This is a genomic window from Adhaeribacter arboris, from assembly GCF_003023845.1.
Lineage (GTDB): Bacteria > Bacteroidota > Bacteroidia > Cytophagales > Hymenobacteraceae > Adhaeribacter > Adhaeribacter arboris.
On sequence record NZ_PYFT01000001.1, the window covers coordinates 1,987,319 to 2,009,966 of the forward strand.

Sequence of the window (22,648 nt, forward strand, 5' to 3'; positions counted from 1 at the left end):
TAACTTAACGAAGGCATTTCTTACTAGATATATAATAATTGATCTAAATCCAACAATACTTCCTCTTCTAATTCCCGGTTCCAGTGCTTTGGCCACCGCCGCTTTTTACGTCGTCGTTCTGGATGCCGCGTTTTTTGCGGGCAATGCCGCTTTCCAGTTTCCCAAAACGGTAATTAAAAGACAGGTTAAACCGGCGCATGACGTAGTAGGATTCCTGGCGCTGGTAAAATTGGAGGTCGTTGATTTCGCTCAACCAACGGCGGCGCTTCTGAAATGGACTACTTACCGAGAAAGAAATACCGCCTTTTTCGCCTTTAAACAATTGCTTGTTCACGGAGAACGAATGGTACGAATACGACGCCGAGGTGCCTTGCAAAGTTATACGCGGCGAATTTACCCCCACGTTCGCGCTCAAACGCCAGCCTTTCTCCAGGCGGTAACTGGCGTAACCAAAAACATTGGCCATCAAACCTTCGTTGTTTACCGGTAAACCCCTTAAGAAGCTGCTTAAGCGCACGTAGTTGAGACTACCGTTCAGGTTAACATTAAACTTTTTGGTAATGGCCACATTGCCGTTGAGCGATAAACCCAACGTATGGTTTTTACCGATATTGCCGTAGGTAGTAATAGCCGTATCGCCGTTTAAAGTGGTAAAGGGTTGGATAGACTCGTTGGTAAAATTGTAAAATAAGCTGCCGTTAATAGAAGAGCCTTTTATAAAATTGCTGTACGATACATCAAAAGCATGATTCACGGCGGGCTGGAGGGCCGGATTTCCGAAATAAATATTGCGGGGGTCAATCTCGTTGCGGTACGGGTTTAAATACCAAAGTCCGGGCCGTTCAATGCGTTGCGTGTACGAGCCTTTTATGGCCGCCGTTCCTTTTAACTGCCTAGAGAGGGCTACGCTCGGAATTAAGTTAAAATAATCTTGCTTCACGAATTCGCCGGACGATTTAAAATTAGCGTCAATCCGGGTTTCTTCTAATCGGCTACCTACCCGTAAACCCCATTTATCTTTCTTTAAATTGAAAGAAGTATATGCCGCGTAAATATCCTGCTGGTACTCAAAATTATTGGTGCGGCTAGGATCCACTACATACGACTGGCTGCTTTCCTCTAGATCAGAATAGTAATAATCGCTTTTGCTATTCCGAAGAATGGATTTTACCCCCAGCTCCAGGGTTTGCTTTTTAATGGGCTGTACGTAATCCGCCTGATACGTATGCTCGTTGGTTTTGCCGTTATTTTCAGTTTTGCTGATAATATCATCCGGGTAGTTCAGAACGGGTACTACCCGAAAATCCGAATACGAGTCGTCGCCGTTCTGATTGAATTTGTAGGAAAAAGTTAAAATCTGGTCTTTGTTGCGTTTAAACGTACGTTGGTAATCTAAACCCACATCTATGCCCCGCCATTGGCCGCTACCATTGTTTAAGCGGTCATAGGCTTGGGTTAAAGTGCCCGCACTATTCAGGTTTTGTACTTTCTGGGTTAAGTCGTTGTTGTTACGGCCCCGGTTAAAACCTAAATTACCGGTAAGCAAATTTAAAGTATCAATTTCGTAGCTCAACTCGCCCCCGGCGTACTGGTAATCGCCTTCGTACTGGCTTTCGCCTACTTGGTTTAACTGATTATTGACAGCATCGCGCCGGAATAAGTTATTGCGACCGGCCGGGGATTTATAATCGTTGTAAAAATAATTACCCGTAACGCCCAACTTTTTAACCTTAGCGGTTACATAGCCGCCTAATTGGTAGCTTTGTGGTTGCCCGGCCCCAATGTTAACGGAACCATTATAGCCGCCCATGGTTTTTTTATGAGTAATAATATTGATGATGCCTCCCACGCCTTCGGCCTCGTACTTAGACGGGGGGTTAGTAATAACCTCGATGTTTTTGATGGAACTAGCCGGCATACTTTTAAAAACATCTTTAGGGTTGCGCACAAACAACGAGGAAGTTTTGCCGTTTACCAGCACTTTGTAGTTACTATTGCCTTTTAACTCAATGTTGTCGTCGGCATCTACGGTAATAAGGGGCACTTTGCGGAGCATATCCAGCGCGTTTAAAGTTTTGCTTTCCGGGTCGGCGCTTACGTCGTAGGTAATTTTATCTATATCTTGTTTTACCAGGGGTCGCTCAGTTACAATTTCCACTTCTTTCAACTGCTTAGTAGTGGTGCTTAGTAAAATGGTACCCACGTCTGCCACCAGTTTTTCGGGCGTAAAAGCCAGCAAATCCATTTTCTTATTGCTGTAGCCTACAAAAGCCAACGCTAACTGATACGATTTGGCAGACAAGCCACTGATTTCAAAAGAACCGTTGTCTTTCGTTAAAGCAGTTTTTACGGGTTCATTTTTACCTTTTTCCAAGATAATAACGGTAACATAACCCAATGGCTCCTGCTTCAGGGAATCCTGGATTATGCCTTTAACAGTGCCGTTCAGGCCAGGAGCTGCGGGTACAATATCCTGGGCACGCGTAATAGAGTAACCAATAAAACTAAAGAAAATAATCGTGATAAAGTGTTTCATGGTAACCGATATAAGCAAACTATGAAATTAAGTGTTGGGCAAAGCAAAGTATTAGATAAGGCGAGTAGCGGTTGTACCTTTATTTTAGAAGGCACCTTACCCTGTAAACACCTTAAATTTGCACTAAAAAATTTACTGGTTAAGCAAAGCTTATTAGCCGGTTATATAAAAGAGAGGCAAGCCCACGAAAAATCAAAAGAGTCTCCTCGGAAAGTATGGCACCGGATTAGGCGACTACTTAAAAACGGGAATAAAACTAATTTATTTAATACTGTTTTACAAAATTTTCGGCTCGTAGGCAGATTAAATTTACGTTAAGTAGTTGTGAGAAAATATTTTTATGTTTTTAGTTGTAGATAGTTTGTTAGTCGTCAACGAAGCCAAGAATATTGCTAATAATAAATAATATAAGATAAAGTTAATAATCAGAAAAGTACTTACACCAATCGGGATATTCCTATCGTTTAAGCCAATCAGGTGAAAATACTCCCCCTTCGAAGGAGGTTGGGGAGGATAATAGTAAACTGGTTAAAATTTCTGAAGAGATCATTTTCTTACAATTAAGAGATTCCCCAGTTAACTGGCACGAACTTAAAGCCCATCTTATTACCAAGTTTTTCTAATAGGAGCATCCTTAGTTTTGGCATTAATCCGGCAAAAGGGATAGGTAAGAAATCCTAAGCATTATATAAAGATCAGATTTCCCAAAGTACAATTTTCAGAACGAACCTACTTTCCGTTTAAGTAAGGCAGTAATTTTTAAATTTCCCTGCTTTCCTCCCCTACTAATTTTTCAAATCTTTCATTTTTAGGCGAGCAATACCCGTTTAATGGCGAATTTCATTAAAAATAAACTAAAGAATTAAAGAAGTTATTGTAAATCATACAAGATCAAACCCTTTTCTGCCACATAAATTCTAAATTTTTAAACCCTTATAGCATTTTTTAAACTTTCATTTTAACTTAGGTAGCGGTTATTGTATTAAATACAATATATGATAAGTATATATTTTAACTTACAATAACTAGTCTATCACTTATTTATTCACCAAATTTTATCAATTTATGCAAATTTGCTTACGTAAAAAGTTAAAGTTTATTCTTACTCTTCAACTAGTACTTTTCGCAGCTTTAGGGTTGCAAGCCCAAGGGCTTACCATTAAAGGCAAAGTTACCGGCGACGGAGGAGAATCTCTCCCTGGAGTAACTATTTTGTTAAAAGGAACTACCACCGGTACGGTTACCGATGTGGAAGGCAATTACCAACTGGCCGTTCCCAATGGCAATGGTACTTTAATTGTTTCTTTTATTGGTTACCAGAACAAAGAAGTGGCTATTAATAACCAAGCGGTAATTAATGTAGCGCTTTCTTCGGATACTAAAACCTTGCAGGAAGTAGTGGTAGTAGGTTATGGTACCCAGAAGAAAGAAACCTTGACTGGTTCGGTAACAGCTGTAAAAGGAGAAGAAGTTACGAAAAGTCCTTCTCTGAACGTAACTAATAATTTAGCCGGGCGCTTACCCGGTTTAACGGCCGTAGCCGCCAGCGGCGAACCGGGGAATGATGCCTCCCGGTTAAGAATCCGGGGTTTAAATTCATTCGGCAAATCAGACCCGTTAATTGTAGTAGATGGGGTACCCGGCCGGTCACTGGAAAGAATTGACCCGAATACCATCGAAAACATTTCGGTACTGAAAGATGCTTCGGCGGCTATTTACGGCGCCCAGGCTGCTAACGGCGTTATTCTAGTAACCACTAAAAGAGGGAAAGTGGGCAAACCTACCATTACTGCTTCCTTTAACCAGGGCTTTGGTCGCCCTACCCGCTTGCCGGAAATGGCAGATGCTGCAGGTTACGCAACCATGTTAACTGAAATTGACCAATACGCCGGTAATCCTCCGCGTTTTTCACCTGATGATATCCAAAAATTCCGGGACGGTTCTGATCCATGGGGTCACCCGAACACCGATTGGTTCAAAGAAGTTTTAAAACCTTGGTCGGGTCAAAATCAAGCGAACGTATCGGTATCCGGCGGCAGCGAAACCATGAAGTATTTTGTTTCGCTTACTTCCAGAGAGCAACAAGGGTATTATTATAACAGCGGCGCCAAGTACAATCAATACGACTTACGATCTAACGTGGACGGAAACATTACCAAAAACATCAGCTTTGGGGTAGATTTAGCCGGCTGGATGGAAGACCGTAATTACCCCACCCGAAGTGCCGGCAGTATTTTTAGAATGGTAATGCGGGGCAAACCCAACTTGCCGGCTTACTGGCCCGATGGCACTCCTGGTCCGGATATTGAGTACGGCGACAACCCGGTGGTAGTTAGTACCAAAGCTACCGGTTACGATAGAGACAAACGCTACGTAGCCAATACCAACTTTAAATTAAATGTAAATATTCCTTGGGTAAAAGGCCTTTCCGTTTCCGGAAACGCGGCTATCGATAAAAACTTCCGGTTTCAGAAAACCTGGCAAACTCCCTGGTATTTATACTCCTGGGATGGTCAGACCCGCGATACCAACGGCCAGCCAGTGCTAATTAAAGGTAAAAAAGGTTTCGATAGCCCGGCTTTAACCGAACGAATGGAAGATGATTACCGGATACTGCTGAACGGTTTAATAAAATACGACCGCACTTTCTTAACCGATCATAATGTAAACTTACTGGTAGGAATTGAAAAAATTACCGGTGGCCTGGACCGGTTTGATGCGTACCGCCGCAATTTTGTTTCTACCGCTCTCGATCAAATGTTTGCCGGAGCTACCGACCAGTACTTAACCAATGGCGGTTCGGGTAGTGCCAATGCTCGTTTAAATTATTTTGGGCGGGTAAATTATAATTTCAAAAATAAGTACCTGGCCGAGTTTGTATGGCGGTACCAAGGCTCTTACATTTTTGAAAAAGCCACTCGTTTTGGTTTCTTCCCGGGGGTATCGTTAGGTTATAATATTTCAGAAGAAGATTTCTGGAAAAATAACCTGAGTTTTATTAATTATTTTAAACTGCGGGCATCCTGGGGTAAAACTGGTTGGGATGAAGTTTACTTTAATAATGTATTACAGGAATATGCTTTCCTTTCTACTTACAGTTTAGGAGCGGCCGGTAATGCTTTCGTTAATAATGGAGGAGCGACGCTTAGCCCAACTTTGTACGAAACAGGTGTTCCGAATGCCAATACTACCTGGGAAAAAGCTATTCAGCGCAATGTGGGTATTGATGCGGAGTTCCTGAACAATCACCTGGTGGTAACCGCCGATTATTTTGATAACCTGCGCTCCGATATTTTATGGAGAAGAAGCGCTTCTATTCCAACTTCAACGGGTATGTCGTTACCGCCCGAAAACATCGGTAAATCCGGTAACCGCGGTTTTGACTTTAGTGTAACCTACAATAATCGGACTGAAAATGAACTTACTTACGAAGTAGGTATTAACGCCGGCTACGCGAAAAACCGCATTGTTTTCTGGGACGAAACTCCTGGCCGTCCGGAATACCAGCTTACTACCGGCCGACCGATTCCTACGGATCCCTACGCTCCGGATAACGACTTGTATTATCAAGCAATGGGTATATTCAAAGACCAGGCTGCCGTAGATGCTTACCCGCATTGGCCCGGCGCCCGCCCGGGTGATATCATTTTTAAAGATGTAAATGAAGACGGAAAAATAGATGCCAACGACCGGGTACGTAATAATAAGAGCAATATCCCCAGGCTTACGGCCGGTTTAACCGCTCGTTTAGGCTACAAAGGTTTCGACTTCTCGGCTTTAATTCAAAGTGCTACCGGCGCGGTAAATTACATCAGCACCGAATCCGGCGAAATTGGCAACTTCCTGCAAAGCTTCTACGAAAACCGCTGGACTCCGGATAATATAAATGCTTCCGGCCCCCGTACTTTTAACCGGAGCAATGAATACTGGGTAGGCAACCGCAATACCTATTGGCTGCACAAAACCGATTACATCCGGTTAAAAAACATTGAGCTTGGCTACAGCCTACCGCAAATTACCCAGAAGTGGGGCATTCAAAAACTTAGAGTGTATGTAAATGCCTTCAACTTATTAACCTACAGCCCCGACTACAAAGATTTTGATCCGGAACTAAGCTCCGGCTCGGGCCAGGGTTATCCTTTGCAAAAAATTGTGAATGGCGGTATTTCCGTTACCTTTTAATTAGTGAATGAATAATCATGAAAAAAATACATAAAATAATTTTAGCTTTAGCTCTCACCAGTACCACATTTTCCTGCGATAAAGATTTCTTGGAACAAGAGCCAATTGATAAGTATCCGGGTGAGTCGGTATGGAATGACCCAGCCTTAGTTCAAGCCTTTGTGAATAATATTTATACCGGAATACCTTCTCCGTTTCATACCATTATGTTAAGTAATCTGGTGGACGAGGCGCAGTTCAACGCTAACTGGGACACCGAAAACGTAACGAAGAGCTTAATCACTCCCAGCAATTTACTTGTTTTCGACAATAATTTTTGGGTATCGCACGAACGCTACATCACCTGGGACAATACGTATAAAAATATTCGGGCCTGTAATATTTTCCTCGAAAAAATTGAAGCAGTTCCTTATGATGAAGCCTCCGCAAAAAGTACTATTACCGGGGAAGTATTATTTCTAAGAGCTTATTTTTATCACCAGCTGGTGTCGCTCTACGGGGGAGTACCTCTGATCACGAAATCGTACGCTCTGAATGAAGATTATACCATTACCCGGGAATCTTACGAAAACTGCATTAAATTTATTACCGAAGAGCTGGATAAAGCAGCCACCTTGTTGCCGGTTACCGGAGATAAAGCGCGGGCCACCAAAGGAGCGGCTCTAGCTTTAAAATCCCGAGTCTTATTGTACGCGGCCAGCGATTTATACAACAGCAATGCCGCTTGGGCCGGTGGTTACGCCAATAAAGAACTGGTGAGTTACGTGGGCGGCGATCAGCAGGCTCGTTGGCAAGCGGCGAAAGATGCCGCTAAAGCCGTAATAGATTTGAATCAATACAGCTTGTTCGGGGGTGAAAGTCCGGCTAACGCTGCCGAAGCTACTAAAAACTTCGCAAACCTGTTTTTGAACAATGGGAACGCCGAGGATATTTTCCTGCAGTTTAACGATAACTTACGCAATGCGAACTGGGACGCGCCTAATCCCGGCCTTTTTACCGGACCCAATGGCTGGCACAACTGGGGCGAAAGCTCTCCTGTCGGGCAATTTGTAGATCGGTTCGAAATGCAGGACGGCAGTATGTTTGATTGGAATAATCCCACTCATAAAGCCAATCCTTACCAAAACCGCGATCCCCGTTTTTACGCCAGCGTGTTATACGAAGGCGCCCAATGGCGGCCTCGCCCGGCCGATGTAAAAGCCGCCGATCCTTTAGGCATTGTACAGGTAGGAAATTATAAAAAACCGGATGGCACCACCGTTGCCGGCCTGGATACCCGTAAAGGTCCTATTGAAGATTGGAACGGCTCGTACACCGGTTATTATTTGCGTAAGTTCATTGACCCTAATATCGATCATCAGTATAACAAGCAAACCTATCCTTTCCGCCGTTTCCGGTATGCGGAGATACTTTTAAATTATGCCGAAGCCTGTCTGGAATTGGGCCAGGAAGAAGAAGCCCGCACGTATATCAATAAGGTAAGAGCCCGGGCGGGTATGCCCCCGGTAACGGAAACGGGTCAGGCCTTAATTGACCGTTATAGAAACGAGCGCAGCGTAGAGCTGGGTTACGAGGAGCACCGCTATTTTGATGTTCGCCGCTGGATGATTGCCGACCAGGCCTATGTTGATGCGGCAGGAGTAAGTGTTACCGGTAATATGAATGCTGATGGCACTATCACTAACCGTACGTATGCGCCGATAAAAATTCAGGACCGAGAATGGAACCCCCGGTTTTATTTTCTCCCCATTAAACTCGACGAAACTAACCGGAATAATAAGCTAATCCAAAACCCGCTTTATTAAACCAAGTTTTTATTTGATTCAAGCAGAAAAGTAAGTAATATTAATACTTTATTTTAAGTAAAAGCCTCCAAACCAAACAGTTTGGAGGCTTACCTTTTCCTCTGCAAACAAGCATTATTTTTAAAATTTTAAATATTTAATCCGTGGCTGAAAATAATTCCCGCCGGAAGGCACTAAAAAAAATGGCTGGTTCGATAGCTGTCGCTACCCTGGGCAGTTCCCTCACTAATCGCTTAGTCGCTGCCGATGCGCAAATGGGTGAAAAGTTGAAAGGCAAAGTAAACCATTCGGTATGCCGCTGGTGCTACGACAAAATTCCGTTAGATGATTTGTGTAAAGCAGCGACTAAAATTGGATTAACTTCTATTGAACTGGTTGGCCCTGAGGAATGGCCCACGCTTAAAAAATACGGTCTGACTTCGGCATTGCCTTGGGGAGCAGGCATGGGCATTGACAAAGGATTCAACGATCCGCAGTACCACGATGCTTTAGTTAAAAGTTTTGAAGAAGTTATCCCTAAAGCTGCTGCTGCCGGTTTTAACCAGATTATTTGCTTTTCGGGTAACCGCCGGGGTATGGACGATGAGAAAGGGATGGAAAATTGTGCGGTGGGTTTAAAACGTTTAATGCCTACCGCCGAGAAATACAAAGTAACCATGGTGATGGAATTGCTTAATAGCAAGGTAAACCACAAAGATTACATGTGCGACCGTACTCCTTGGGGGGCTGCTCTGGCCGACAAAGTAGGCTCCGACCGGTTTAAATTGCTCTACGATATTTACCACATGCAGATTATGGAAGGCGACGTAATTGCCACCATTAATAAATACCAGAATTACATTTCGCATTACCACACGGGTGGCGTACCGGGCCGCAACGAAATTGATGATACCCAGGAACTAAACTACCCCGCCATCATGAAAGCAATTGTAGCTACCGGTTACAAAGGTTTTGTGGCCCAGGAATTTATTCCGAAACGCGAAGATAAACTAGCTTCTTTAAAACAAGGCGTTCAGATTTGCGATGTGGCATAAGGCTACCGAATAATTAATTATGGAATGGTATTCATTAATCACTAAAAAATGAAATTTAAAAATTTATCCCGTACCCAGTCCTCCTTTACGCAGCACCCATTCTTTAAACCCGGGGCCGGACTCGTTCTGACTGCGGTGCTTAGCGCCAGCTTGGCTTTTAACCTGAACAAAGCCAATTTATTTTTCGCCGACCCGGATACCGATGGACTAGAAACCGCTGCCGGCCTGGAAACCAAAACGTTTGCCACTGCTCCCATGACCCTGAACCTAACCAACATGGATATTGATGCCAAAGGTCGGGTATGGGTAACCGAAGCCGTTAATTACCGGCTCCAGCATAATCCGGAAAATAAAGCCCGGACCGAAGGCGACCGGATTTTAATTCTGGAAGACGTGGACGGCGACGGCAAAGCGGATAAACAAAAAGTATTTTACCAGGGTAAAGACGTAGACGCAGCTCTAGGCATTGCCGTCATGGGCAACAAAGTGATGGTCTCGGCTTCCCCGAATGTATTTGTGTTTACCGATACCGACGGCGATGACAAAGCCGATAAAAAAGAAGTTTTGTTTACCGGTATTGGCGGCGTGCAGCACGACCACGGCATGCACACTTTCACTTTCGGACCGGACGGTAAATTGTATTTTAATTTCGGTAACGAAGGCAAGCAAATCAAAGACAAGAACGGAACTCCCATTGTAGACCAGGCTGGTAACGTAGTAGCCGATAACGGCAAACCTTACCGCCAGGGCATGGTTTTCCGGTGCAACCCCGATGTCAGTGAGTTTGAGGTATTGGCGCATAATTTCCGGAATAACTACGAAGTAGCCGTGGATTCGTACGGTACCTTGTGGCAATCGGATAATGACGATGATGGCAACCGGGGCGTGCGGATTAACTACGTGCTGCCCTACGGTAATTACGGCTACCAGGACGAGAAGACCGGCGCCGGCTGGAGCGCTTACCGTACCGGCTTAGAAACCGAAATACCTTTGCGCCATTGGCATTTGAACGACCCGGGAGCCGTACCCAATTTACTGCAAACCGGCGCGGGCAGCCCTACCGGGATGCTCATTTACGAAGGCAAATTATTGCCCGCCCAGTTTCAGAACCAAATGATTCATTCCGATGCCGGTCCTAACGTAGTACGGGCTTATCCGGTAACTCCCGATGGCGCCGGTTACAAAGCCGAGATTGTAAATATTGTGAAAGGCGTGAAAGATCAGTGGTTCCGGCCTTCGGATGTTACCGTAGCTCCGGATGGTTCTTTGTTCATTGCCGACTGGTACGATCCGGGAGTAGGTGGTCACCAGCAAGGTGAAACGCAGAAAGGACGCGTTTTCCGGGTGGCGCCACCAAATACGCCTTACACGGTGCCTAAAATGGATTTAAGTAATGCCGCCGGAGCCGTTAAAGCTTTGCAAAGCCCAAACCTGGATACCCGTTATCAGGCGTATACGACACTGCAGCAAATGGGCCGGAAAGGCGAAAAAGCACTGGCTAAACTCTGGAAAACCGGGGAATCCCGCCAGCGGGCCCGGACTTTGTGGTTACTCAGCAAAATAAACGGCCGGGGCGAGAAATATTTAAAACAAGCTTACCAGGATAAAGATGATAATATCCGGATTACGGCTCTGCGGGCGGCACAGGAACTAAAGCTGGATGTTATCCCAACTTTAAAAGCCTGGGCGAAGGATGCGAATCCGCAGGTTCGCCGGGAAGTAGCCTTGGCTTTACGATACAATAAATCCCCGGAAGCGCCCGCTATTTGGGCCGATTTAGCCAGCCAATACGATGGCAAGGACCGTTGGTACCTGGAAACTTTAGGAATTAGTTCTGATTTACAAGCGGATGCTTTCTTTACGGCCTGGACCAGCAAGAACGGTGGCGATATAACCAAAGCGGCTGATCGCGACATTATCTGGCGTTCCCGGTCCGCGGAAGCTTTACCTAAATTAGCTCAGATTATTCAAAATACCAGCAATGCTGCTGAACTGCCGCATTATTTCCGGGCTTTCGACTTTCAGGCTAATTCACCGGCGAAACAACAAGCCTTAGCCAGTTTACTGGAGGGCAATAGCCCGGTGCAAAATCAGATTACTACCTTGGCTTTACAAGCCAGCGATCAGTCGGCCCAGAAAGATGCGAAGTTCCAGGCGGCTCTGCGCCGGACCATTGAAGCTTCGCGGGGCACCAAGCAATTTGTAATGCTGTTGGAGCAATACGGTTTACCGGAATTTAATCAAGATTTACAAGCCCTGGCTCTAACCAACCCGGAAAGCGAAATGGCCCGGGATGCGGCTCGCGCCCTAGTAAAAGCTCCCGGCGGAATAGATGCCGTAGCCAAAGCTTTTAACAGTAAAGACCAGCAGGTTGCCTTAGGCATGATGACGGCCGTAGGAAATTATGAGAGCGGTAAAGTAAAAGATTTGTTGCAAGCGGTAATGCTGGATACCAAACGCCCGCTGGAAATCCGGCAATTAGCTTTGCGTAAACTGGGCTCCGGTGGCAGCGGCGAAGATCGCTTAGTAGAACTGGTTAAAAATAAACAAATTCCCACTGAATTAGAAGAAACAGCGGGTACCATTCTGTTACGCGCCTGGCGACCAGATATTAAAGAAGTAGCGGCTATTTACTTTAAAAAACCTAGCCGGGAAGGCAAACCCTTACCTCCTATTGCTCAGTTAGCTACCTTAACCGGTGACCCGGCAAACGGGAAAGCAGTTTTTGCCCAAACGTGCAGCGTTTGCCACAAAGTAAACAACGAAGGCGCCTGGTTTGGTCCGGAATTATCGGAAATTGGCAGCAAATTACCAAAACAAGCTTTATACACCGCTATTTTGCACCCCGATGCCGGCATTAGTTTTGGCTACGAAGGCTATACTTTAAAACTAAAAGACGGCAGCCAGGTGGTAGGCATTATTTCGAGCCAAACCGAAGATAAATTAGATTTGCGTTTGCCCGGTGGAGCGGTAATGAGCTATGCCATGAAAGATATTGCGTCTAAAAAACAAATGGATAAATCGCTGATGCCGGCCAACCTGCAACAAGGAATTTCGGAGAAGGAGTTGATGAACCTGGTGGAATATTTAAGCTCTCTGAAACGAGCAACGGCCAAAAACTAAAAAATATTTTTAAAACTTACTTATAAGTAAATTAGAACTAGAATAAAACCCGGCTATTATAAGTAGTCGGGTTTTTTATTGCTTAAATTGAACATGATTTATCAAGAGTGTTATATTTAAAACAAAAAATTACTAATGAAACGGTTTTATCTTATAATTTATATTAAAATAGCTATTTTTGTAGTTAGTATAAAAGATGTAAATGCAGGGGTAAATGACTCGCTAACAACTAATACAAATCAAATATTATTAAAATTTGAACCTAAAGAAGCAGATTCAAATTTTGATAAAACGGTTAAAATTATTACAGAAAATTTAGGGTCATTAGTAGCTCTGTTAGGTCTGATTTTAGCTTATCCATTACTTAAGAGAAAGCTTATAGAGAATCATATTATAAGTGCTTTAAATAAAATACAAGAAACAAATCGAGAAATCCATAAACAAAGCCAAAAGTTATGCGATACTTATTTACCCTCTACATTTAATGATAAAATTATAGCTAAAGAGGATATTGAATCAGTCCTTAGAGATATAAAAGACATTTATTACTTATCACAAGAAGGAAGTAGTGATGCTACAACGTTATTATTCTATTTAAAAAATACTCTTCAGGGAACACAAAAGAACTATGTTCTCGAGACAAAGTACATTATGTTTTCAACTCAATTATATGGTTTAATCATTAAAATATTGAGTGACGTAAATTTCTATTGCTCTCAAGTTGTACAGGTTCCTAAATCAACAAAAATAGAAGCTATCAATCTTCTAAACTATAAAGAACTTAGAGGATACGTAACTCATTCAGATGTTTATAAATACAAATACTTCAATCAAGGAGTAATTTATGATCCTAAGTCTTTACATCATACATTATTTTATCAATCTATAAACCGTTCTAATAATTCATCTATAAAAAGAGCAGCATTTCAAATCCATCAGAACGTAGCACCTATTATTAATCTTCTCTTTGTAAATAAAATATATGCTCCTCCAGTATTGAAACCTCCTAAAGATCCATTATTTGGAGCAGATAACTTGATTTTCTTGATCGGTTTTTCAATTAAAAATCAATTTAAAATAGGACAAGGACATGAACTGCCTAAAGAATTAGTTGAGTTGACTTACTCAAATCCTCGAGATGACTTTCATTTTATTGAAAGTATAGATTTTGAATCTATTCAGAATGATGTTAAAGACATTTATATTGAAAATTCACAGTTTAGCTTAATGAAGGCAAATAAATTATCAAGATGTGGTGTTGAAACATTTACCCTAGAGTTTGAATTACAATACTTAAAGGACGAGTATAAAAATAATGAAAGGCGAATTAAAAATAAGATGAAAAATAGCATAAAAACAAATGTAAACATTAGAGACACCTATTAAAATACATTTTATACTGTTTTCAAATAATTGATTTACTTCATGAACTCCATTCAAAAAATAGATTTTGTATTAACCCCGGCGCATGGCCGGTCTTTCGGGGTAGATGCCCGCTTAATCCGTAGCGGGCAAGCTAAACCGGTAGTGATTTTTGTGCATGGTTTTAAAGGTTTTAAAGATTGGGGACATTTTAATCTGCTCGCCGATTATTTTGCGCAGCAAGAATTTGTGTTTATCAAACTTAACTTATCGCATAACGGCACTACCCTCGACAGCGAGGACTTAACGGACATGGAAGCTTTTGGGCAAAATAATTTTTCGATTGAACTAGAAGATTTGCGTACCTTAATCGATTATTTATTTCGCTCGCCCAATGATTTACCGCCAGAAGAAGTAAACCTGGATAAACTTTACTTAATTGGCCATAGCCGGGGTGGTGGTTTGGTAATTTTAAAAGCGGCCGAAGAACCGCGGGTAAAAGCCGTAGCAGGTTGGGCACCCATCAGCGATTTGGCGATGCGTTGGCCCGAACAGGTACTCACGGATTGGCAAAAAAATGGGGTACACTACATCTACAACTCCCGCATTAACCAGGATATGCCGCTTTACTACCAATTAGTCGAAGATTTCCGGGCTAACCATTCTCGCCTGGATATACCCTCGGTAGTAACCCGTTTAAAGCAACCTTTATTTATCATTCATGCGGAAGACGACGAAACCCTGCCCGTAAGCATGGCGCACGAACTAAAAGCCAACCAGCCCGCTACCGAAGTAATTATTCTACCGGCAGGCGGACATACTTTCGGCGGTAAACATCCTTTCCCCGAAACTACTTTGCCTCCCGCTGCTCAATTTGTAGCCGACCAAACCATTACTTTCTTCCGGAAACTGTAAAGGAAGTTGTCCGTACGAATGTGTAAAGCTAATTTTATCTGGTAGGAATAATACCCGAAACAGAGTTAATGTACTATATCTATGCTAGTTTAAGCTGCTATAATCCTGTTTAGTTGATCGGCCGTAAAAGGTTTTTCTAAATAAGCAGTGATTGGGTACTGCTTAGCTTTTTCCACATCTTTCGGATTCTGAGAAGTAGTGAGTATAACAATTTTAAAAGAAGAATCAGCCAAAGTTGACTTTTGCAAGGCGCTTAAGAACTCAAATCCATCCATTAAAGGCATGTTAATGTCCAGAAATATCAAATTAGGGCAGGCCTGGACGGAGCAAGCTTGATAAAGTACCTGGAGGGCCTCTTCGCCGTTACCCGCTTGTAGAATTTGCTGACTTATACCCGCTTGTTTAATAACCCTGGAAATTAAATAGCGGGTCACACTATCATCGTCTACTATTAAAATTTTATGTAATGAGTGCATTTCAAAATGAAAAGGTATATTCTTTATACTTTTAAACTAAGAACAAGAATAGAACAAATCCAGTACACTTATAGGAAATTAACCGGACACTGCTATAAACACGGGTATTTTTTACCCGGAAACTCTGTAAAAATACGGATGCTACTTTAAAAGATACGAGAATAAACAATAATCTTGAATAGCTAATCTGTTATACCAAATCATACTTATGGGTTTCCGTAAAATAGTGTAAAGGGAAGCAAACCCGGCAGGTTTTAAAAACTAGATTAGCCGCAATGTGTTTTGGATAATACTCATTTACCGGTTGGCTCCTCCTTCCTGTCCTCCGGGAAGGATCTAACTGGCCGAAAAAATCTACTGTCGATAACTTTACGTTTACTAGTATTTACAGATGAACTAGCTACATTTACCCGTTTGCTTTACCAGCCATAATCATTTTTAAATTAATTATCCTAATGGTCAACTAACCTATTACTACCCACTAACTTATGCCAACCACTTATTTATTATTAGGTAGTAACCTGTGCAACCGCGAAGATTATTTATTACAAGCCCGAAATTTAATTGGGGCTCAAATAGGAGAAATACAGCAACAATCCGGAATTTACGAAACCGCTGCCTGGGGCGTGAAAAATCAACAAGCTTTCCTGAACCAGGTGCTGGCCGTAGAAACAACTTTAGCGCCCGAAGAACTTTTAAGAGAAATAAATTTTCTGGAAGCCGAACTAGGCCGGGTACGGCGGGAACGCTGGGGAGCCCGCGTTATTGATATGGATATTCTTTATTACGCCAACGTAGTTCTGCAAACGCAACGCCTCACTATTCCGCACCCCGAGTTACAAAACCGGCGTTTTACTTTAGTTCCTCTCACCGAAATTGCCCCTGATTTTACGCATCCAATTCTGGAACTCAGCAACCAGCAATTACTGGAACAATGTCCGGATGATTTAACAGTAAAGCGCTTTCAGTAAGCGGTAGGTTTTAGGTGATAGGTTTTACGTTTACATGAGCTTGAACCAATCACTATATTCTGGCTACGTACAACGTAAAACCTACTATTTACCACCTACTACTTACAGCGCCGAAGTTACTTCCACGTCTTTATTTATTTTCTTCACCAATCCTTGCAAAACCTTACCGGGACCGCATTCCACAAATAAGGTAGCGCCATCCGTTATCATATTTTGTACGGTTTGGGTCCAGCGCACGGGTGCGGTTAATTGTTTGATTAAATTTTGCTTTATCTGTTCCGGATCGGTGTAAGGCCGGGCGTCTACGTTCTGGTAAACCGGGCAGATGGCCTCGTTAAATTTTGTGTTTTTGATGGCTTCGGCCAGTTCCGCTTCGGCGGGTTGCATCAGCGGCGAATGGAAAGCGCCGCCTACGGGTAAAGGTAAAGCTCTTTTTGCCCCTGCCACTTTTAATTTTTCGCAAGCCAATGCCACGCCCTGGTTACTTCCCGAAATTACCAGTTGCCCCGGCGAGTTATAATTAGCTGCTACCACTATTTCGTTTTCTATCTGGCTGCATACTTCTTCCACGGTTCTATCGTCTAAACCCAGAATGGCCGCCATTGCCGAAGGATTCGCCTCGCAGGCTTTCTGCATGGCTTGCGCCCGTTTGGCTACAAGTAAGAGTGCATCTTCAAAGGCCAGCACCTTGTTCGCCACCAACGCCGAAAACTCACCTAAAGAATGCCCGGCTACCATTTCCGGCTGAAAATCGGGTGCTACAGTAGCTATAGCCACGGAATGTAAAAAAATGGCCGGCTGGGTTACGTTGGTTTGCTTCAGCTCTTCGTCGGTGCCGGTAAACATAGTTTGGGTTATATTAAACCCCAGCCATTCATTGGCTTTGTCGAATAAGGCCCGGGCAGCCGGATATTGCTCGTATAAGTCGCGGCCCATGCCGGAAAATTGGGAACCCTGACCGGGGAAAATATAGGCTTTCATAGGTAAGTTGGTAGTACGTTTTAAGTTATAGGTTGTACGTTTTCACACAACTGCATTTTAATATTTATAGCAAGTAAAACTTATACTCCATTCTAATAAAGTATTTAAGTTATCTTGAGTAAATAAAATTCCGGAGTTAAGAACCGCAATCTTGTTTGCGGAACAAGTAAGTTCACCTTCCGGAAAACGCCGCAATGTTAGGCAATATTTTTAAAAATGAAACCTGATTTTACATTTTCCGGGATAATTACTAAGTGGAAAGTTTTAGGTTATAGGTTATACGTTTATAAACTTCTATCAAACAATCACTTGCTTAAAGCTTATTAGCAAAGTAATTCTGGTCGGGCACTTAAGTACTCTGGGAACAAAGTAAGTGAAGGTTTCAAAAAATAACATTACAGCTAATTTAGAGGTATTTCCCTTCGCCTATTTCCTCCAAAGGGTAGAGCCGTTACGTTCTAATACTACTACTTTCGCGAGCGTCTTCGCTCGTGAAGATTATTCAGGAGGCCTCTGGCCGGGCAAACCAATAAACCTTATTTTAAAAGTAAATCAGCAACAAATTTCTACCTGCCAGTTGCAAATCCCGAAGTAGTTCGGGGAGGCCGGACGATGCGCAACCCGAGCGAAGCTGCTCGCATTATTCCAGTTTTTGACAATAGAACTTAACGGCTCTATCTCTAAAGGGGGACTTTCCACTAATAACTTTTTTATTAACTTATTTCGTTCATAGTGTACGTAGGTACTTCGACGAAATTAGTTTAAATAATAGTTTATTGTTTTTAAATAATTACCAGCAATTTCCCAATCGAACAACGAACAACGAACAACCAATACCCAATACCCAATACCCAACAGAAAGGAATAAGACGTATTAGTAAGAAGCAGTAGCCAAGAATAAACGACAGCCATTTGGCGATGGAGGGCCTTCAAAGGTTCCGGTGCTTGAGCATTGCGAGGTAGGAGGAAAAGGTAACAGCCGCCTCTCCTCCCCTGTTGTTAGGGGAGGTGCCAAAGGCGGAGGGGTCAAACCAGGCCCGCCGGCCAAGAGGCAAACGGGTTACGCTTCAAATTGCATCCGCACCGCTATATTGAGACGGGAACAGTTTCAACGGATAAACTCTTCTTAATACGTCTTACCTATTTCAATCTTGTATATTAACCAGCAACTAAGGCGCGGAAGTAGTAAAAACAGCAAATAGCTAACTCCTACCCTACGGTTTTTTCTGTTACGGCTTCTACCGGAATATTTTCTTTGGTTTTACCCACAATTAAACGGATGCCTTTATCATAAGTAAAATAACTACCCAACCAGTTTACCAGCACAAACAGCCGGTTCCGGAAACCAATGATGGAAATCAGGTGAATAAACGCCCAGATAAACCAAGCCAGAAAACCCTGGGTTTTATATTCTTTCGAAAATAGTTTTAAATCGGCAACGGCCTGGTTGCGGCCAATGGTAGCCATGGTACCTCTATCGTGGTAATGAAACGGCTTAAGCGGTTTGCCCGTGATCAAATAATTTAAATTCTTTCCGAGGTGGTGACCTTGCTGCAAAGCGGGTTGAGCCAGCATGGGATGCCCTTCGGGGTTTCCGGGAGTAACCATGGCGGCAATATCGCCAATAGCAAAAATATTTTCGTAGCCCGTAACCCGGTTATATTCATCTACTTGCAAGCGGTTGCCTTTAAGTAAGCTTTCTTTCCGGATGCCCGCAATCGGAGCGCCGGTAACGCCCGCTGCCCAGATTAAAGTCCGGCTAATTAATTTTTCGCCGGAATCCAATAATACCGTGTAGCCATCGTACGCTTTTACCCGCCGGTTAAACCAGATTTTCACCCCAAATTTTTCCAGGTACTCCCGTGCTTTCTGCGAAGCTTCCGCCGACATCCCTTTTAACAACAAATCGCCGCTCTGAATTAAATGGATATCCATTTTGATAAAATCCAGTTCTTTGTAATCCTTCGGAAACACGTGTTTCCGCAACTCGCTCAAAGCGCCGGCCAATTCCACGCCCGTCGGTCCGCCGCCCACAATTACGTAGTCCATTAAACTGTTCAACTGCTCCTCATCATCGATTTGCAGGGCTTTTTCAAAATTACTCAGAATGGTATTGCGCAGGGAAAGGGCATCCGGAATGTTTTTAATGGAAATGGCTGTTTTCTGAATCTCTTCGTCGCCGTAAAAATTGGTAGTTGCCCCCGTGGCAATTACCAGGTAATCGTAGCGGAGCAATCCGATCGAGGTTTCCACCAGTTGCTTACCGGTATCTACGGATTGCACTTCGGCCAGCCGGAAATAAAAATTTTGTTGTTCATCAAAAATTTTCCGGAAAGGATACACAATAGAATCCGCTTCTACGGCCGCCGTGCCCACCTGGTACAACAAAGGCTGGAACGTATGAAAATTCTGTTTATCAATTAAAACCACTTGTACGTCGGCGTGGCGTAGGGCCTTTACCAGTTCCAATCCGGCGAAGCCGCCGCCGATAATAATTACCCGGGGCTTGCCGGTTTCTGCTATTTTGGCATTTTTGGTCATAACTATAATAATAGCCGCAATATTGTTTTTATATTTTTTAGGAAAGGTTACTTATTGCTTGCCCGCTACTACCGGTTAAGGTTCTAGTTGCTTTACTTCTTCCTGCTTACAAAGGTTATTAGAGCAGAACGGCATTCGTGCTATGTAATACCTGCTCTTATTTCGTACTCCGTATATTCCCGGATAAGGTCTTTCAAACTCCGTATTAGTTTTATTGTTATTACGGAAAGATTGGTTTAAATACTGCTTTTTACCTTTCTACTCCTTTTTGCGCGGAAGGGATGTCCGGTTTTTCGTAGTAAAGCGTTGAACTTGCCGTTTGGGACCCTATTTTTCAGAAAAACTTTTATTTTTTATGCTGCTGATTTTAAGCAGGAACCATTTTACTGGACCAACCTTGCTCCTCATTGTCCAGACTATTTTATCCCTTTATCGTACATGCAATCCAAATTTATTTTTATATAATTATGAGTGAAAACGACCCGTTATTTTATTCGTATGAACCAGTAATGACTAAAAGTCCTGCTATATATCCTGGCAAACCGTATCCTTTAGGCGCTACCTGGGACGGAGAAGGAGTTAATTTTGCCCTTTACGCCGAGAATGCCACCGGTGTGGAACTTTGTTTATTTGATGCAGAAGATAGCCAGCGAGAAAGTCATATTATTTTAATTTCCGAACGCACCCACCAGGTATGGCACGTGTATTTACCCTGGGCCAAACCCGGGCAATTATACGGCTACCGCGTTCACGGTCCTTTTGACCCCCAAAACGGGCACCGGTTTAACCCGAACAAGGTACTGATTGACCCTTATGCCAAAGCTATATCCGGTACCATCCAGTGGCATGAATCAATGTTTGGCTACGAAATGAATCACCCGGACGAGGATTTAAGTTTTAATGATAAAGATAATGCACCATATATTCCTAAATCCGTAGTAATTGACCCTTATTTTGATTGGGATGGCGATAAGCCACCGCGCACTCCTTACCATAAATCTATTATTTACGAAACACACGTAAAAGGCTTCACGAAACTACATCCGGCTATTCCGGAAGAAGTCCGGGGTACTTATGCCGGTTTAGCTAACCCGGTATCCATTCAATACCTTACTTCGCTGGGCATTACTGCCATTGAACTAATGCCCGTTCATCATTTTGTAAACGACAGCATTTTACAGGATAAAGGCCTCTCCAATTACTGGGGCTACAATACCTTGGGCTTTTTTGCGCCCGATGTCCGCTACTCCAGTGGGGGTGTTTTAGGAGAACAGGTATACGAATTCAAAAATATGGTGAAGGAGTTCCACAAGGCGGGCATTGAAGTAATTCTGGATGTCGTGTATAACCATACCGGCGAAGGCAACCACCTAGGGCCTACTCTGTCTTTCCGGGGGATTGATAATGCTGCGTATTACCGGTTAGTGCAAGAAGACAAACGGTATTACATGGATTATACCGGCACCGGCAATACGCTCAATGCCATGTTGCCCAGTGCCTTGCGCTTGATTATGGATAGCCTGCGTTATTGGATTCTGGAAATGCACGTCGATGGATTCCGCTTTGATTTGGCTTCGGCTTTAGCCCGCGAACTGCACGATGTAGACCGCTTAGGTTCTTTCTTCGATATTATTCACCAAGACCCGGTTATTTCGCAGGTTAAATTAATTGCCGAGCCCTGGGACATTGGGGAAGGCGGTTACCAGGTAGGAAAGTTTCCGCCGGGCTGGACCGAGTGGAACGGAAAATACCGCGACTGCATGCGCGATTTCTGGCGCGGCGAACACGCCATGCTACCGGAGTTTGCCAATCGCCTTACCGGCAGCTCCGACTTGTATTTCGACGACTACCGCCGCCCTACCGCCAGCGTTAATTTTATCACCGCTCACGATGGTTTTACCCTCCACGATTTGGTATCGTACAACGAAAAGCACAACTGGGACAACGGCGAAGAAAATAACGATGGCGAAGATCATAACCGTTCCTGGAACTGCGGGGCGGAAGGCCCGACCGATAACAAAGAAATTATTAACCTACGGAACCGCCAGAAACGCAATTTTTTAACGACGCTGTTTTTATCGCAAGGCGTTCCCATGCTCGTGGCCGGCGACGAAATCAGCCGGACCCAGAATGGCAACAACAACGCGTATTGCCAGGATAACGAAATCTCGTGGCTAAATTGGGACAAGGCAGATACCGATTTACTTCATTTTACCCGCAAGCTGATTCACCTGCGTAGAAATCATCCTATCTTCCGGCGGCGGCGCTGGTTCCAGGGGCAACCCATTAAAGGAATTGGCGTGGAAGATATTGCCTGGTTTTTACCCGACGGCTCCGAAATGAGCGAAGAACACTGGAACCAGGATTACGCCAAATCGTTAGCCGTATATCTGAGTGGCGTAGGTCTCCACTCCAAAGGACCAAAAGGCGAACACGTATTCGATGATTCGTTTTTCATCATTTTCAACGCTTCGGATATTCCGCTGGACTTTAAGTTGCCGGTTAAAAAATACGGTGACAAATGGACCAAAATACTCGATACTAGCGAAAACGTGGTCGACGAGCCTATAGCTGTATACAAAGACGAAGAATCTATTCGGGTAGACTCCCGCTCGATAGTATTGTTGCAACACCCCATCATTTAGTTGCTGGTTGCTAGTTGCTGGTTGTTAGTTCTCAGGATTATTGTCCATCGTCCAGGCTTGTGGCCAAACAACTAATA

Annotated in this window: 12 protein-coding genes; 8 read left to right on the forward strand and 4 right to left on the reverse strand. The window is 43.5% G+C overall.

The window, feature by feature from the left end:
* Positions 1-67 precede the first annotated feature (67 nt).
* Positions 68-2,536: a TonB-dependent receptor domain-containing protein gene (locus AHMF7605_RS08200; protein ID WP_106928198.1), complete on the reverse strand. Its 2,469-nt coding sequence runs from the start codon at positions 2,534-2,536 to the stop codon at positions 68-70.
* Between the two features lie 1,065 nt (positions 2,537-3,601).
* Here AHMF7605_RS08200 and AHMF7605_RS08210 point away from each other — a divergent pair.
* The 6 genes from AHMF7605_RS08210 to AHMF7605_RS08235 all read left to right on the forward strand — a co-directional run bounded on the left by AHMF7605_RS08210 (position 3,602) and on the right by AHMF7605_RS08235 (position 14,957).
* Positions 3,602-6,718: a SusC/RagA family TonB-linked outer membrane protein gene (locus AHMF7605_RS08210; RefSeq protein ID WP_106928202.1), complete on the forward strand. Its 3,117-nt coding sequence runs from the start codon at positions 3,602-3,604 to the stop codon at positions 6,716-6,718.
* A gap of 17 nt (positions 6,719-6,735) precedes the next feature.
* Positions 6,736-8,523: a RagB/SusD family nutrient uptake outer membrane protein gene (locus AHMF7605_RS08215; RefSeq protein ID WP_106928204.1), complete on the forward strand. Its 1,788-nt coding sequence runs from the start codon at positions 6,736-6,738 to the stop codon at positions 8,521-8,523.
* 182 nt (positions 8,524-8,705) lie between these two features.
* Positions 8,706-9,557, forward strand: a complete 852-nt coding sequence (locus AHMF7605_RS08220) for a hydroxypyruvate isomerase family protein (RefSeq protein ID WP_106933397.1) — start codon at positions 8,706-8,708, stop codon at positions 9,555-9,557.
* A gap of 48 nt (positions 9,558-9,605) precedes the next feature.
* Complete coding sequence (locus AHMF7605_RS08225; protein ID WP_106928206.1) at positions 9,606-12,680, forward strand: PVC-type heme-binding CxxCH protein; 3,075 nt, start codon at positions 9,606-9,608, stop codon at positions 12,678-12,680.
* A gap of 135 nt (positions 12,681-12,815) precedes the next feature.
* Positions 12,816-14,066, forward strand: a complete 1,251-nt coding sequence (locus tag AHMF7605_RS08230) for a hypothetical protein (RefSeq protein WP_106928208.1) — start codon at positions 12,816-12,818, stop codon at positions 14,064-14,066.
* Positions 14,067-14,105: 39 nt separating this feature from the next.
* On the forward strand, positions 14,106-14,957 hold the full coding sequence (locus AHMF7605_RS08235; RefSeq protein ID WP_106928209.1) for an alpha/beta hydrolase family protein: 852 nt from the start codon (positions 14,106-14,108) through the stop codon (positions 14,955-14,957).
* Between the two features lie 89 nt (positions 14,958-15,046).
* On the opposite strand, the gene AHMF7605_RS08240 is transcribed toward AHMF7605_RS08235, so the two are convergent.
* On the reverse strand, positions 15,047-15,433 hold the full coding sequence (locus AHMF7605_RS08240) for a response regulator (protein ID WP_106928211.1): 387 nt from the start codon (positions 15,431-15,433) through the stop codon (positions 15,047-15,049).
* Positions 15,434-15,921: 488 nt separating this feature from the next.
* Between AHMF7605_RS08240 and folK the strand changes: the two genes are divergently transcribed.
* A complete protein-coding gene (gene folK, locus AHMF7605_RS08245; RefSeq protein ID WP_106928213.1) occupies positions 15,922-16,404 on the forward strand; it encodes a 2-amino-4-hydroxy-6-hydroxymethyldihydropteridine diphosphokinase in 483 nt (160 codons plus the stop codon).
* 102 nt (positions 16,405-16,506) lie between these two features.
* On the opposite strand, the gene fabD is transcribed toward folK, so the two are convergent.
* Both fabD and AHMF7605_RS08255 read right to left on the reverse strand, forming a co-directional pair.
* Entirely contained in the window at positions 16,507-17,385 is an 879-nt protein-coding gene (gene fabD, locus AHMF7605_RS08250) for an ACP S-malonyltransferase (RefSeq protein WP_106928215.1), read from the reverse strand.
* Positions 17,386-18,594: 1,209 nt separating this feature from the next.
* Positions 18,595-19,926 carry an NAD(P)/FAD-dependent oxidoreductase gene (locus AHMF7605_RS08255; protein ID WP_106928217.1) on the reverse strand — a complete coding sequence of 444 codons (1,332 nt, stop codon included), beginning with the start codon at positions 19,924-19,926 and terminating at the stop codon, positions 18,595-18,597.
* Positions 19,927-20,393: 467 nt separating this feature from the next.
* On the opposite strand from AHMF7605_RS08255, the gene glgX reads away from it, so the two are divergent.
* Positions 20,394-22,571 (forward strand): glycogen debranching protein GlgX, encoded by a 2,178-nt coding sequence (gene glgX / locus AHMF7605_RS08260; protein WP_233218981.1) that lies wholly within the window; start codon positions 20,394-20,396, stop codon positions 22,569-22,571.
* Positions 22,572-22,648 lie beyond the last annotated feature (77 nt).

What these genes read in the sequence shown, in the direction of transcription:
- AHMF7605_RS08200 (WP_106928198.1), bottom strand. Translation starts at nt 2,536, where the DNA reads ATGAAACACTTTATCACGATTATTTTCTTTAGTTTTATTGGTTACTCT.
- AHMF7605_RS08210 (WP_106928202.1), top strand. Translation starts at nt 3,602, where the DNA reads ATGCAAATTTGCTTACGTAAAAAGTTAAAGTTTATTCTTACTCTTCAA.
- AHMF7605_RS08215 (WP_106928204.1), top strand. Translation starts at nt 6,736, where the DNA reads ATGAAAAAAATACATAAAATAATTTTAGCTTTAGCTCTCACCAGTACC.
- AHMF7605_RS08220 (WP_106933397.1), top strand. Translation starts at nt 8,706, where the DNA reads ATGGCTGGTTCGATAGCTGTCGCTACCCTGGGCAGTTCCCTCACTAAT.
- AHMF7605_RS08225 (WP_106928206.1), top strand. Translation starts at nt 9,606, where the DNA reads ATGAAATTTAAAAATTTATCCCGTACCCAGTCCTCCTTTACGCAGCAC.
- AHMF7605_RS08230 (WP_106928208.1), top strand. Translation starts at nt 12,816, where the DNA reads ATGAAACGGTTTTATCTTATAATTTATATTAAAATAGCTATTTTTGTA.
- AHMF7605_RS08235 (WP_106928209.1), top strand. Translation starts at nt 14,106, where the DNA reads ATGAACTCCATTCAAAAAATAGATTTTGTATTAACCCCGGCGCATGGC.
- AHMF7605_RS08240 (WP_106928211.1), bottom strand. Translation starts at nt 15,433, where the DNA reads ATGCACTCATTACATAAAATTTTAATAGTAGACGATGATAGTGTGACC.
- folK (WP_106928213.1), top strand. Translation starts at nt 15,922, where the DNA reads ATGCCAACCACTTATTTATTATTAGGTAGTAACCTGTGCAACCGCGAA.
- fabD (WP_106928215.1), bottom strand. Translation starts at nt 17,385, where the DNA reads ATGAAAGCCTATATTTTCCCCGGTCAGGGTTCCCAATTTTCCGGCATG.
- AHMF7605_RS08255 (WP_106928217.1), bottom strand. Translation starts at nt 19,926, where the DNA reads ATGACCAAAAATGCCAAAATAGCAGAAACCGGCAAGCCCCGGGTAATT.
- glgX (WP_233218981.1), top strand. Translation starts at nt 20,394, where the DNA reads ATGAGTGAAAACGACCCGTTATTTTATTCGTATGAACCAGTAATGACT.